This window comes from Comamonas sp. CAH-2, assembly GCF_009668305.1.
Lineage (GTDB): Bacteria > Pseudomonadota > Gammaproteobacteria > Burkholderiales > Burkholderiaceae_C > Comamonas > Comamonas aquatica.
Map to the genome: position 1 here is coordinate 30,580 of NZ_VSWF01000019.1, position 13,296 is coordinate 43,875.

General features: G+C 64.8%; 13 protein-coding genes. 5 read left to right on the forward strand and 8 right to left on the reverse strand.

Annotated elements, in window-relative coordinates; genetic code table 11:
* Window positions 1-47: 47 nt before the first annotated feature.
* The 3 genes from FYM52_RS11715 to FYM52_RS11725 are packed head-to-tail and all read right to left on the reverse strand — an operon-like array spanning window position 48 to window position 2,200.
* Window positions 48-1,229: an isovaleryl-CoA dehydrogenase gene (locus tag FYM52_RS11715; protein ID WP_154164223.1), complete on the reverse strand. Its 1,182-nt coding sequence runs from the start codon at window positions 1,227-1,229 to the stop codon at window positions 48-50.
* Window positions 1,230-1,285: 56 nt separating this feature from the next.
* A complete protein-coding gene (locus FYM52_RS11720; RefSeq protein ID WP_154164224.1) occupies window positions 1,286-1,729 on the reverse strand; it encodes a PaaI family thioesterase in 444 nt (147 codons plus the stop codon).
* Between the two features lie 51 nt (window positions 1,730-1,780).
* Window positions 1,781-2,200, reverse strand: a complete 420-nt coding sequence (locus FYM52_RS11725; RefSeq protein WP_154164225.1) for a MerR family DNA-binding transcriptional regulator — start codon at window positions 2,198-2,200, stop codon at window positions 1,781-1,783.
* 123 nt (window positions 2,201-2,323) lie between these two features.
* Here FYM52_RS11725 and FYM52_RS11730 point away from each other — a divergent pair, with 123 nt between their 5' ends.
* The 4 genes from FYM52_RS11730 to cyoE all read left to right on the forward strand — a co-directional run bounded on the left by FYM52_RS11730 (window position 2,324) and on the right by cyoE (window position 5,933).
* Complete coding sequence (locus FYM52_RS11730; protein WP_154164226.1) at window positions 2,324-2,734, forward strand: YchJ family protein; 411 nt, start codon at window positions 2,324-2,326, stop codon at window positions 2,732-2,734.
* Window positions 2,735-2,788: 54 nt separating this feature from the next.
* Window positions 2,789-3,481 carry an HAD family phosphatase gene (locus FYM52_RS11735; protein WP_154164227.1) on the forward strand — a complete coding sequence of 231 codons (693 nt, stop codon included), beginning with the start codon at window positions 2,789-2,791 and terminating at the stop codon, window positions 3,479-3,481.
* Between the two features lie 377 nt (window positions 3,482-3,858).
* Entirely contained in the window at window positions 3,859-5,034 is a 1,176-nt protein-coding gene (locus FYM52_RS11740) for a heme A synthase (protein WP_154164228.1), read from the forward strand.
* Complete coding sequence (cyoE, locus tag FYM52_RS11745; protein WP_154164229.1) at window positions 5,031-5,933, forward strand: heme o synthase; 903 nt, start codon at window positions 5,031-5,033, stop codon at window positions 5,931-5,933. The genes FYM52_RS11740 and cyoE overlap by 4 nt, the downstream gene beginning before the upstream one ends.
* Before the next feature lie 603 nt (window positions 5,934-6,536).
* Here cyoE and FYM52_RS11750 read toward each other — a convergent pair.
* From FYM52_RS11750 to cyoA, 5 genes are all read right to left on the reverse strand, one after another.
* On the reverse strand, window positions 6,537-7,313 hold the full coding sequence (locus FYM52_RS11750) for an SURF1 family protein (RefSeq protein WP_154164230.1): 777 nt from the start codon (window positions 7,311-7,313) through the stop codon (window positions 6,537-6,539).
* A gap of 2 nt (window positions 7,314-7,315) precedes the next feature.
* Complete coding sequence (gene cyoD / locus FYM52_RS11755) at window positions 7,316-7,780, reverse strand: cytochrome o ubiquinol oxidase subunit IV (protein WP_042414455.1); 465 nt, start codon at window positions 7,778-7,780, stop codon at window positions 7,316-7,318.
* Window positions 7,781-8,395: a cytochrome o ubiquinol oxidase subunit III gene (cyoC, locus tag FYM52_RS11760; protein ID WP_042414457.1), complete on the reverse strand. Its 615-nt coding sequence runs from the start codon at window positions 8,393-8,395 to the stop codon at window positions 7,781-7,783.
* Complete coding sequence (cyoB, locus tag FYM52_RS11765; protein WP_238826193.1) at window positions 8,388-10,325, reverse strand: cytochrome o ubiquinol oxidase subunit I; 1,938 nt, start codon at window positions 10,323-10,325, stop codon at window positions 8,388-8,390. Before cyoB ends, cyoC begins: the two co-directional genes overlap by 8 nt.
* A gap of 127 nt (window positions 10,326-10,452) precedes the next feature.
* Complete coding sequence (gene cyoA / locus FYM52_RS11770; RefSeq protein ID WP_154164232.1) at window positions 10,453-11,499, reverse strand: ubiquinol oxidase subunit II; 1,047 nt, start codon at window positions 11,497-11,499, stop codon at window positions 10,453-10,455.
* A 422-nt stretch (window positions 11,500-11,921) separates the two neighbouring features.
* Between cyoA and FYM52_RS11775 the strand changes: the two genes are divergently transcribed.
* Entirely contained in the window at window positions 11,922-13,262 is a 1,341-nt protein-coding gene (locus tag FYM52_RS11775; RefSeq protein ID WP_154164233.1) for an MFS transporter, read from the forward strand.
* Window positions 13,263-13,296: the final 34 nt, after the last annotated feature.

Consider the following 13,296-nt stretch of genomic DNA (forward strand, 5'->3'; position numbering starts at 1 on the left):
CCTTTTCTAGGTTGCGTGAAACATGCGCAGGCGCGCCATCCGTTCCGTCAGCAGGTCTCCGCGAACAGTTCGCGGCCGATCAGCATGCGGCGGATTTCGCTGGTGCCGGCGCCAATTTCGTAGAGTTTCGCATCCCGCCACAGACGGCCCAGCGGGTACTCGTTGATATACCCATTGCCACCATAGATTTGCACGCCTTCGCCGGCCATCCAGGTGGCCTTCTCAGCGCACCACAGGATCACGCTGGCGCAGTCCTTGCGCACCTGGCGCACGTGGTCGGTGCCCAGCATGTCCAGGTTCTTGGCCACGGTGTAGGCGAAGGAGCGGCCAGCCTGCAGCACGGTGTACATGTCGGCCACCTTGCCCTGGATGAGCTGGAACTCGCCAATGCTCTGGCCGAACTGTTTGCGGTCGTGGATGTAGGGCACGACGTTGTCCATCACGCTCTGCATGATGCCCAGCGGGCCACCGGTCAGCACGGCGCGCTCGTAGTCCAGGCCGCTCATCAGCACCTTGGCACCGCCATTGACCTGGCCCAACACGTTCTCGGCGGGCACTTCCACGTTCTGGAACACCAGCTCGCCGGTGTGGCTGCCGCGCATGCCCAGCTTGTCCAGCTTCTGTGCGATGGAGAAGCCGGGCATGCCCTTCTCGATCAAGAACGCCGTCACGCCGCGCGCGCCCAGCTCGGGTTCGCTCTTGGCATAGACCACCAGGGTGTCGGCGTCGGGGCCGTTGGTGATCCACATCTTGTTGCCGTTGAGCAGGTAGTAGCCGCCCTTGTCCTCGGCCTTGAGCTTCATGCTGATCACGTCGGAGCCAGCACCGGGCTCGCTCATGGCCAGCGCGCCCACGTGCTCGCCGCTGATCAGCTTGGGCAGGTACTTGGCCTTTTGCGCGGGGTTGCCGTTGCGGTTGATCTGGTTCACGCACAGGTTGCTGTGCGCGCCATACGACAGGCCCACCGAGGCGCTGGCGCGCGAGATTTCCTCCATGGCCACCATGTGCGCCAGATAGCCCATGTCGGCACCGCCGTACTGCTCGGGCACGGTGATGCCCAGCACGCCCAGCTCGCCAAACTTGCGCCACAGGTCCATGGGGAACTGGTCGCTGCGGTCGATCTCGGCGGCGCGCGGGGCGATCTCGGTCTGCGCGAACTCGCGCACCGCGTCGCGCAGCGCATCAATGTCTTCACCCAGCTGGAAGTTCAGTCCTGGCAGTTGGCTCATGGTGGTGTCTCCTTGTGTGTATCGGTGTCTGTGCCGGGTCTGGCGATCGGCGCCGCCTATTTGCCCGCAATCCCTTGGCGCCCCTGCACCGCCATCAGCGTGCAGTGCATGGTGGCGCAGAGTTTTTCCTGACCGCCGTCGATCGCGAAGGCCCGTCCTTCGGCCAGGACGATGGTGCGCCCGGGCTTGAGCACCCGGCCTTCGCAGCGAAAGCGCTGCCCCTTGGCGGGGGCCAGCAGGTTGATCTTGAATTCGATGGTCAGCACCCCGGCGTCTTCCGGCATCAGGCTGAAGCCGGCATAGCCGCAGGCGGAATCCAGCGCCGCCGACAGCATGCCGGCGTGGATGAAGCCGTGCTGCTGCGTCAGGCCCGGGGCCCAGTCAAAGCTGATGTGCACCGCGCCCGGCGCCAGGTGGGTGAGTTGCGCTCCCAGCGTGCTCATAGCGCCCTGCAGTGCAAAGCTGTCCCGCACACGCTGCAGGCTGTCGGTCTGGGCCATGTTGTCTCCTTGGCTGTGCGGAATTTTCCATTCCTTTTACGTTAACGTCAATTATGACGCCTTTGCCTTGGGCAGCTTGCGCAACAGCGACTTGGCCTCTTTTTCCTGTGCGCAAACCTCGTCCAGCGTGGCCTGCAGGTCTTCCATGCGCGCCTCCAGCTGGCGGCGGTGGTTGCCCAACACCTCCAGAAAGCGCTCCAGTTGCACATGGGTGTCGCGCGGACTGTCATACAGATCGATGATTTCCTTGGCCTCCACCAGCGACAGCCCCAGGCGCTTGCCGCGCAGGATCAGGCGCAGGCGCGTGCGGTCGCGTGGGCTGTAGACGCGGGTGCGCCCGCCCGAACCCTGGCGCGTGGGCTGCAACAGCCCCATGTCTTCGTAGAAGCGGATGGCGCGGGTGGTCAGGTCGAACTCCTGCGCCAGATCGCTGATGGAATAGGCCACAGGGGCCTGGGTGGTCTTGCTCATGGCCTGCATTATTGACGTGCACGTCAACGTCAGACAAACCATGTCCTGCGCACGCGGGGTTTTTGGCCGAAAATCACGGCCTTGCCGCCCGTGCGGCACCTGCCCGAACCCTCGCCGTTGCCCATGCCCCTGTCGCCCCACGCCGCGTGCCCCTGCGGACGCACCACCGCCCAAGGCCTGCCCGTGGCCTATGTCGATTGCTGCGCCCGCTTTGTGGAGCATTTCGACACGGCCCCAGCCCCCGATGCCGAGCACCTGATGCGTTCGCGCTACAGCGCCTTCGTGACCGAAAACGCGCCCTACCTGCTGGCCACCTGGCACCCCAGCCAGCGCCCGGCGACGCTGGACTTCGAGGCTGGCGCCAAATGGCTGGGCCTGCAGGTCAAGGCCTTCCAAGCCACCGGTGCGGCCACGGCCGAGGTCGAGTTTGTCGCGCGCTTTCGCGTCGGCGGGCGGGCCGTGCGGCTGCACGAACGCAGCCGCTTCGTCTGCGAAGACGGCCGCTGGTTCTATGTGGACGGCGACCAGTTCTGATGCAGATTCCAGCCTTTTACCCTTTGCACGCAGGTGCTGCCTGCGCTGACTGCTATGTCTTTTGAAGCCATCTTGTTCGACTGCGACGGCGTCCTGGTCGACAGCGAACTCATCACCAACCGCGTGCTGCACGCCATGCTCAACGAATCGGGCTGGACGCTGTCCGAGGACGACTGCATGCGCATCTTCATCGGCAAGACGGTGCGCAGCGAGACCGCCCGCATCGAGGCCGAAACCGGCAACCCCCTGACCGACGCCTGGATGGCCGCGTTCTATGAACGCCGCAACCAGCGCCTGCGCGCCGAACTGGTGGCCATCGACGGCGCCGTGGACGCCGTGCGCGGCGTGCACACCCAGCTGCAGGGCCGCATCGCCGTGGCCAGCGGCGCGGACAAGCCCAAGGTGCTGATGCAACTCGACAAGGTGGGCCTGCTGCCCTACTTCGGCGGCCACGTCTTCAGCGGCCACGACCTGCCGCGCACCAAGCCCTGGCCCGATGTCTACCTGGCCGCCGCCGCCGCCGTGGGCGTGCCCCCCGAGCGCTGCCTGGTGATCGAGGATTCCGTACCCGGCCTGACGGCGGGCGTGCGCGCCGGCGCCACGGTCTGGGGCTACTGCCCCCGGGTAAACGCCCACACCACGCCCGAGGCGTTGCGGGCCGCCGGTGCCGTGCGAGTGTTCGACCACATGGCCGACCTGCCCGCCTTGCTGGCCCAGACGCTGGCGGCCGCACAGGCACCGCAATAACAGGAGCAGGCTGCGCACGCTGAATCGGCATTTCGCAGTCATTGACCATCGAAACGCCGATACAGCCAGCGCTATGCGCTCACCTTTCCGTGCTATGCCCTCATGCCACAGGGGCGGCTTTGCGGGTTTGCCCTGCAGAGCACAGGGCTGAAATATAGAATCTGCGCCAGATCAAGGTTTTGCCGGATTGGCGTACCCCCGGGGGGCATGCAAATCTGTGCCCCATGCTGGCAGACCGATCGCCCCCGGCCCCGCCCTGGCGACACGGCCTGGGCCCCTGGCCCCACGGCAATGCGCCGTCTGCCCGCCCTGTGGATGCGGGTCTGTGCCAAATCTTCGTCGGACATGTTTCAGCCAATGCTTGTTGAGGAGTGCTGATGGGCGAACAGCCTCTTTACGATTTAGCGCCGCTGCTTGAACTGATGGCCCTGGGTGCCGTCATCGCCCTGGCCCCGCTGCTGTGGGTCTGGCACCGCAACCGCGGCGCCGGCCCTGCCCGCCGCCTGCAGGCCCTGGGCCTGCTGACCCTGTTTCTCACTTTTGATCTGGTGTTGTTCGGCGCCTTCACGCGGCTGACCGATTCCGGCCTGGGCTGTCCCGACTGGCCGGGCTGCTACGGCAACACCAGCCCCCTGGGCGCACACGCCGAGATCACCGCCGCCCAGGCCGCCATGCCCACCGGGCCGGTGACCTTCAGCAAGGCCTGGATCGAGATGATCCACCGCTACCTGGCCACCACCGTGGGCGTGCTCATCATCGCCCTGGTGCTGCTGGCCTGGCGCGAGCACCGCAAGACCCCGCTGCACGGCCCGCGCCACCCCTGGTGGGCCACGGCCACGCTGGTCTGGGTGCTGATCCAGGGCGCCTTCGGTGCGCTGACGGTGACCATGAAGCTGTTCCCGGCCATCGTCACCCTGCACCTGCTGGGCGGCCTGCTGCTGCTGGTGCTGCTGTGCGTGCAGGCCGTGGGCCACCAGCAGGCCGTGCTGCGCCAGCCCCCCGCCCCCATTCCCGGCACGCTGCGCGCGGCGCTGTGGGCCTGTCTGGCGCTGCTGTTCGCCCAGGTGGCCCTGGGCGGCTGGGTCAGCACCAACTACGCCGTGCTGGCCTGCTCCACCTTCCCGGACTGCAACGGCCAATGGTGGCCGGCGATGGACTTTGCCCAGGCGTTCGAGATCTGGCGCCCGCTGGGCCTGCTGTCCGACGGCAGCCACATCAGTTTCGCGGCGCTGACCGCCATCCACTACGTCCACCGTCTGGCAGCCTATGGGGTGATCGCGGCCGTGGTCGCCGTGGGCCTGGCGATGCGCAGGCAGCCGGCCCTGGCCGGCCAGGGCCGCTGGCTGCTGGGCCTGATCGGCCTGCAATTTCTGACGGGCCTGTCCAACGTGGTGCTGGACTGGCCCCTGGTGGCCGCCGTGCTGCACACCGGCGGCGCGGCCGCCCTGGTCACGGTGATGACCTGGGCCCTGGCCGCCACCCGCACCCACAGCGCACCCGCGCTGCAAGACGATACACAGGCGCCCCACGGCGCACGGAGAGTTGTGGCATGACTGCACAGACTTTGAGTGACACCCAAGGCTCGCGCTGGAGCCAGTTTTACGCGCTGACCAAGCCCCGCGTGGTGCAGCTGATCGTGTTCTGCGCCCTGATCGGCATGGTCCTGGCCATCCCCGGCGTGCCGACCTTCCAGCAGCTGGGCGACATGGCCGTGGCCTGCCTGGGCATCTGGCTGGTGTCGGCGGCGGCAGCGGCCTTCAACTGCCTGGTCGAGCGCCACATCGATGCGCGCATGAAACGCACCAGCTGGCGCCCCACAGCCAAGGGCGAGCTGACACCCCAGCAGGCCCTGGCCTTCTCGGCCATCCTGTGCACGGCCGGTGCGGCCATCCTGCTGGCCTTCACCAACACCCTGACCATGTGGCTGACCCTGGCCACCTTCATCGGCTATGCCGTGATCTACACCGTGGTGCTCAAGCCCGCCACGCCGCAGAACATCGTCATCGGCGGCGCCTCGGGCGCCATGCCCCCCGTGCTGGGCTGGGCGGCCATGACCGGCCAGGTCAGCCCCGAGGCGCTGATCCTGTTCCTCATCATCTTCCTGTGGACGCCCCCGCACTTCTGGGCCCTGGCCCTGTACCGCGTGGACGACTACCGCAAGTCCGGCCTGCCCATGCTGCCCGTGACGCACGGCGCCAAGTACACACAGCTGCAGATCCTGCTGTACACCCTGGTGCTGTTTGCCGGCTGCCTGCTGCCGGTGATCTTCGGCATGAGCGGCTGGCTGTACTTCACCGTGGCCTCGGCGCTGTGCCTGGGCTTCAGCTGGTATGCACTGCGCCTGTGGATGCACTATTCGGACGCCCTGGCGCGCAAGACCTTCCGCTTCTCGCTGATCCACCTGAGCGGCGTGTTTGCCGCCCTGCTGATCGACCACTACCTGGTGACCTGAGCGCCCCGTCAACGACGCTCCAGCGCCTGTCCAGCCTCCACGCGGGCTGCGTTCACCCCCCGCATCCCCCAAGGCCGCCATCGCGGCCTTGTTTTTCTGGGGCGCCAGCCTCTCTCCCGCGTCACGCACACCTCCAGACGAGGCGCTCGCTCGACCGAGCAAGGCCGCCTAGATTTCGAACCAAAAGGCCTGCAACGCGCACCCAACCTGCGTAGGTTGCTATGCAAAACAAGGGCCGCATGCGCGGCCTGGGAGCGCGTGGAAACCGGACTCCCGACGGAAGGATCCGGGTCGGTGCAGACCGCCCCGCTCAGGACGGCCGTCTGCGCTGCTCGCAGCACACCACCCGCCCAGATCTCCCAAGGCCGCCATCGCGGCCTTGTGATGGAGGCAGCGGCCTGGCACCCGCGCCGCGGCTTATTTCCACACTAGGCACTCCATCGATAGCGTCACACCGCCCACATTTCAGCCAAAAAGGCCTGCAGCGCCCGTCCAGCCTGCGCAGGCTGCTATGCAAAAAACAAAGACCGCATACGCGGCCTTGGAGGAGACAGGGAGCCGGGCTCCCGTAGTAAGGATCCGGGTCGGTGCCGACCGTCCCGCTCAGGACGACCGCTTGCGCCGCTCGTGGCGCACCACCAGCCAGGCCGCGCCGACCACCATCAGGGCCAGGCCGTACCAGGTCAGGGCATAGACCGCATGGGTGTTGGTGAACTGGATCACCGTCAGCCCCGGCCGTGGCCAGGTGGCCGCCACGGCGGCGCCAGGCAGGCCCTGGTCGACAAAGAACGGCGCCACCTGCTGCAGGCCCTTGGCCTGGGCGATCGCCTGCACATCGCGCGAATGCCAGCGGTCTTCCGCAGGCACGTTGTCCCGCATGAAGCCGCCCTTGGGCTCGGAAAAGCGCAGCAGGCCTTCCACCGTCACGGTCGCGCCCGCAGCCTCCTTCGGTGCGGCGGCCATCCGGTCAGCGAAGTCCTTGCGCTGCTCCGCAGGCACAAAGCCGCGGTTCACCAGCAGCTGGCTGCCATCGGCCTGCTGCAGCGGCGTCAGCAGCCAGAAGCCGGCGCCCAGCTCGGTCACAGCCTGGGTCAGCACGCTGCGCCCTTCCATCCACTGGCCCTGGGCCTGCACGGGCAGGTATTCGTGCGTGGGCGGCTGCACCTGCGGCCAGGCCGCCGCGGCCGGCACCGGCACGGGCGCGCTGTGCACGCGGGTGTTGACCCGCTCGATCAGGTCCAGCTTCCAGGCGCGGCGCTGCACCTGCCAGGTGCCCAGGCTGAGGAAGGAAATAAAAAGGGCGATGCCCGCTAGCGCGAGCACCGCCTTCACGAAGGTGGAGCGAGAGCGCCGGGGCGCCCTCGTGGTGTCAACCGTCATGTTCAGTTGCTGCTGTGGCCACTGTGTGCGGCGGCAGGTTCTGCCGCGGGTTGCACGGCCGCAGGGGCCGGCGCCGCGACCGCAGGCTGGTCCACCGGAGGCAGGTCGGTGTGGCTGGGCATCATGTTGGTGTTCATGTGGAACATGACCCACAAGGTACCCGCCAGGGTGATGGCCACGAAGACCACCGAGAAGATGGTGGACAGCATGGTCCAGCCGCCCTGGATCTTGCCGTTCATGTGCAGGAAGAAGTACATGTGGACCACCACCTGCACGGCGGCAAACAGGCCCAGCACCATTGCGGCGGTGGCACGGTTGTCGATCACCTTGGCCATGACCAGCCAGAAGGGGATCACGGTCAGGATGACCGCCAGGATAAAGCCGGTGACGTAGCCGCCGGTGGTGACGTGAATCTCTTCCTCACCGTGGTGGTCGTCGTGACCAGCATGCAGATCATGCGCGCTCATTTACAGCACCCCCATCAAATACACAAAGGTGAACACACCGATCCAGACCACGTCCAAGAAGTGCCAGAACATCGACAGGCACATCAGGCGGCGGTTGTTTTCACGGGTCAGGCCATGCTTGCCCAGCTGGATCATCAGCACGATCAGCCAGATCAGACCGAAGGTCACGTGCAGACCGTGGGTGCCCACCAGGGTGAAGAAGGCCGAGCCGAAGGCGCTGGACTGGGGTGTCAGGCCTTCGTGCATCAGGTGCGCGAACTCATACAGCTCGACCGCCAGGAAGGCCAGACCGAACAGGCCGGTGATGGCCAGCCAGGTCAGGGTGCCCTTCAGGTTGCCCTTTTGCTTCTGGATCAGCGCAAAGCCGAAAGTGATCGACGAGATCAGCAGGAAGGCCGTGTTCAGGGCCACCAGCTTCAGGTCGAACAGCTCGGCGCCCGTGGGGCCGCCGGCGTAGCTGCGACCCAGCACGCCGAAGGTGGCGAACAGGGCTGCGAAGATGAGACAGTCGCTCATCAGGTACAGCCAGAAGCCCAGCGAAGTGCCGTTCTCGGGATGGGGCTCGTGCGCGGGGTGGTACTCGCGCTGACCCGCTTGGATGGAAATATTAGACATGGCGTGCGAGCTGTTCAGTACGTGCGTCTTCCGTCGCCTGCACTTCAGCTGCAGGGATGTAGTAGTCGCGGTTGTAGTTGAAGGTGTGGATGATCGAAGCCAGGATCATGCCGGCGAAGGACACCACGGCCAGCCACCAGATGTGCCAGATCAGCGCAAAGCCCAGCACCATGGCAATCATGGAGATCACGAAGCCGGCGCCCGTGTTCTTGGGCATGTGCAGGTCTTCGAAGCCGTTCAGCGGACGCTGGTAGCCGTGCTTCTTCATGTCCCACCAGGCGTCGATGTCGTACACCACGGGGGTCTTGGCGAAGTTGTACGCGGGAGGTGGCGAGGAAGTCGCCCACTCCAGGGTACGGCCGCCCCAGGGGTCGCCCGTCACGTCACGCAGCTTGTCGCGCTGGAAGTAGGACACCACCAGTTGCAGCAGGAAGGCACCGATACCGCAGGCGATGATGGCCACGCCGACGGCAGCGATCACGAACCAGATCTGCAGCGATTGGTCGTCGAAATGGCTCACGCGGCGGGTCACGCCCATCAGGCCCAGGATGTACAGCGGTGTGAAGGCGACCCAGAAGCCAACCAGCCAGCACCAGAAGGACACCTTGCCCCAGAACTCGTTGAGGCGGTAGCCGAAGGCCTTGGGGAACCAGTAGTTGATACCGGCCAGCAGACCGAACACCACGCCGCCGATGATCACGTTGTGGAAGTGGGCGATCAGGAACAGCGAGTTGTGCAGCACGAAGTCGGCAGGAGGCACAGCCAGCAGCACGCCGGTCATACCGCCGATGGCGAAGGTGCACATGAAGCCCACCGTCCACATCATGGGCGGCTTGAAGGCAATGCGGCCCTTGTACATGGTGAACAGCCAGTTGAAGATCTTCGCGCCCGTGGGGATCGAGATGATCATCGTGGTGATACCGAAGAAGGTATTCACCGCTGCTCCGGACCCCATGGTGAAGAAGTGGTGCAGCCACACCAGCCAGGACAGCACGGTGATACACACGGTCGCATACACCATGGAGGTGTAGCCGAACAGGCGCTTCTTGGAGTAGGTCGCAACGATTTCGGAGAAGATGCCGAAGACGGGCAGCACCAGGATGTAGACCTCAGGGTGGCCCCAGATCCAGATCAGGTTCACGTACAGCATGGGGTTGCCGCCCAGCTCGTTCGTGAAGAAGTTGGTGCCGAAGTAGCGGTCCATGGACATCAGCACCAGGGCTGCGGTCAGGATCGGGAACGAGGCAACGATCAGCGCGTTGGTGCACAGCGAGGTCCACACGAACACGGGCATCTTCATCAGGTTCATGCCGGGGGCACGCATCTTGATGATGGTCACGATCAGGTTGATACCCGACAGCGTGGTGCCGACACCCGACAGCTGCAGCGCCCAGATGTAGTAGTCCAGACCCACACCCGGGTTCTGGTTGCCCAGATTGGACAGGGCCAGCCAGCCGGAGGTCGAGAACTCACCCAGGAACAGCGACACCATCACCAGCACGGCGCCGGTGGTGGTCATCCAGAACGAGAAGTTGTTCAGGAAGGGGAACGACACGTCGCGCGCACCGATCTGCAGCGGGATCAGGTAGTTCATGAAACCCGTGACCAAGGGCATGGCCACGAAGAAGATCATGATCACGCCGTGCGCGGTGAAGATCTGGTCGTAGTGGTGCGGAGGCAGGTAGCCCAGGTTGTCACCAAAGGCCATGGCCTGCTGGATACGCATCATCACCGCGTCGGCAAAACCGCGCAGCAGCATGACGATACCCAGGATGATGTACATGATGCCGATCTTCTTGTGGTCGATCGAGCAAACCCAGTCGCGCCACAGGGGACCCCACAGCTTGAACTTGGTCAGTGCGGCCATCATCACGAGGCCGCCGAGCACCACGGCAATAAAGGTCCACAGCACGATGGGCTCATGCGCCATCGGTATGGAGTCCCAGCTGATCCGCCCAATCAGCGGATCGTGGGGCAGCGTTGTTTGTCCAGACATAGTTGTGTCTCTTTCAGTGGCTGCCTGACGCGCCAGAGCGCATCAAGGCCGCCGTCCTTGCTTATTGCTGTGCCACAGCACCCTGGGAATCGCGCTGGTCCAGGAGGGCCACCACGCGGTCTGCGTTCTCCACCGAGCACACATCGTCAGGCAGGTTCAGGCCCACCTTCTTCATGTAGGCCGCGCCGCCAGCAGCGTCGATAGCCATCATGTGGTGCATGCACATCTTTCCCTCTTCCACGCACATGTTCAGCACGCGGTTGTAGAGCCCGTCCTGCACGGACGAAAAGCGGGTCACAGGGTGACGCTCGCTGGGCTTGACCAGATCCAGGTAGGAGGCACGATCGAGCACCTTGCCTTCGGTCTTGGCCTGCAGCACCCAGGCGTCGAAGCCTTCGTTGCTCAGGCCGTGGAACTTGAAGGTCATGCCCGAGAAGCCCGCACCGCTGTAGTGCGAGTTCAGGCCCTTGTAGGTACCTTCCTTGTTGATCACGGCGTTCAGCTGGGTCTCCATGCCAGGCATGGCATAGATCATGCCGGCCAGATCAGGCACGTAGAACGCGGCCATGGTCGAGGTGGCGGTCAGCTTGAAGCGGATGGGACGGTCCACCGGCGCGGCAAATTCGTTCACCGTGGCAATGCCTTGCTCGGGGTACAGGAACAGCCACTTCCAGTCCATGGACACCACCTGCACTTCCAGCGGCTGGACGTTGGGGTCCAGGGGCTTGGTTTCCGAGATGCGGTCCAGGGGACGGTAGGGGTCCAGCTTGTGGGTGCTGATCCAGGTCAAAGCGCCCAAAGCAATAATGATGATTAATGGAACACTCCAGATGACCAGCTCCAGAGCGGTCGAGTGGTGCCATTCCGGGTCGTACTCTGCCTCGGTGTTCGACTGGCGGTACTTCCAGGCAAACAACAGGGTCAGCAGGATCACGGGAACGATGATGATCAGCATCAACAAGGTGGCAGTCACCACCAAGTCGCCTTGCTGAGCAGCAATGTCCCCTGCGGGATTGAGCACTACGGCCTTGCTGCAGCCCGTGAGGGTCGCTAGCAGAGCCGCGGCAGCGAGCCAGGCTGGCCCGCGGTTTTCCGTGGATGTAGGCATGCTGTGAACGCGAAAAAACGCGCGTTGTTAGGTGTAAACGCGGATAACAAAACCTGCCGAATTTACTCCGCCTGCCCATCTTCCTGCGCCCCCTTGGTGCTCAACGCAGTGCCGTGTGTTGTCTTTATGTAGGAACTTGACACCAGCCCGTGTCAATTGATTTCCATCAAAGCGTCTCTAAATCTTTGTTTTTTCAGGAAATCCTGAAATAAATAAAACCCATTGATAAATGTCAAGGGCATCCCCACATTGGGGCAAGCTAGCCACAGGGCACACCCACTTTGGCACCATGGTTTTTGCCACTTGCATGTCGCTTCAGCCTCCCGACAAACCCTTCTCCTACACGGTGGGCAGGCAAATCTCGCTTGTTGACGCACATCAAGCGGCGTACAAGAGGTGCATCGTCTCGAGGAGTTGCACCTATGACCAGCTTTGCACATCCTGGCTCCCCTTCTGGAACAGCACCCGTCGATCCCGGCCTGGCCCATGCCCATAGCCATCAAGACGTGACCCCCGGCGAGATTGCCGCCGGCGTCATCATCGGCCGGGCCTCCGAATACTTTGACTTCTTCGTGTTCGGCATCGCCTGCGTGCTAGTGTTCCCCTATGTGTACTTCCCCTTCCTGACCACGCTCAACGGCATGCTGGCGGCCTTTGCCGTGTTCGCGCTGGCCTTCTTCGCCCGCCCGGTCGGTACGGCCGTGGGCATGGCCGTGCAGCGCCGCTGGGGCATGGCCGTCAAGCTGACGATCGCCCTGTTCCTGCTGGGCAGCGCCACCGTGGGCATCGCCCTGCTGCCCGGCTATGAAAGCATCGGCGTGGCGGCCATCTGGTGGCTGGTGGGCCTGCGCGTGGCACAGGGCCTGGCCGTGGGTGGCTCCTGGGAAGGGCTGCCGTCCTTGCTGGCGATGAATGCGCCCAAGGCCAAGCGGGGCTGGTACGCCATGATCGGGCAACTCGGGGCGCCGATCGGTTTCGTGGCGGCCGCCTCGGTGTTCGCCTACATCTACGGCCAGCTCTCGCACGAGGAGCTTCTGGCCTGGGGCTGGCGCTATCCCTTCTGCGTGGCCTTTGCCATCAACGTGGTGGCCCTGTTTGCCCGCCTGCGTCTGGTCGCTGACGAGAGCTACACCACCATGTTCCAGACCCTGGAGCTCAAGCCCACGCCCACGCTGGAGCTGGCGCGCAGCGGTGAGGGACGCAACGTGTTCCTGGGCGCGCTGGCCGCGCTGGCCAGCTTTGCGCTGTTCCACCTGGTCACCGTGTTCCCGCTCTCCTGGATGACCTTGTACGGCGAAGCCTCGCCCCCGCAGATCCTGTGGACCCAGGTGGCGGGCGCGCTGCTGGCCTGCGCGGCCATCGTGCTGTCGGGCTGGATGGCGGACCGCTTTGGTCGCCGCAACACCCTGGGCGCCATGGCGGTGCTGATTGGCCTGTTCAGCTTTGCCACCCCGATGCTGCTCAATGGTGGCACCGCTGGCCAGAACCTGTTCATCCTGATTGGCTTTGCGCTGCTGGGCCTGTCATACGGCCAATCCTCGGGCACGGTCACAGCCAACTTCTCGCGCAAGTTCCGCTTTGTGGGGGCGGCCTACTCGGCCGACCTTGCCTGGCTGCTGGGCGCGGCCCTGGCGCCCCTGGTGGCCCTGTACCTGTCCTCGCACTTCGGTCCGGTGGCGGTCGGTGGCTACCTGCTGTCGGGGGCCGTCTGTACCCTGGCCGCGCTGGGCATCAACCGGGCGCTGGAAACCTCGCGCAAATAAGGCCTCCAAGCCGCACCACCCCAGGCCTGCTGTC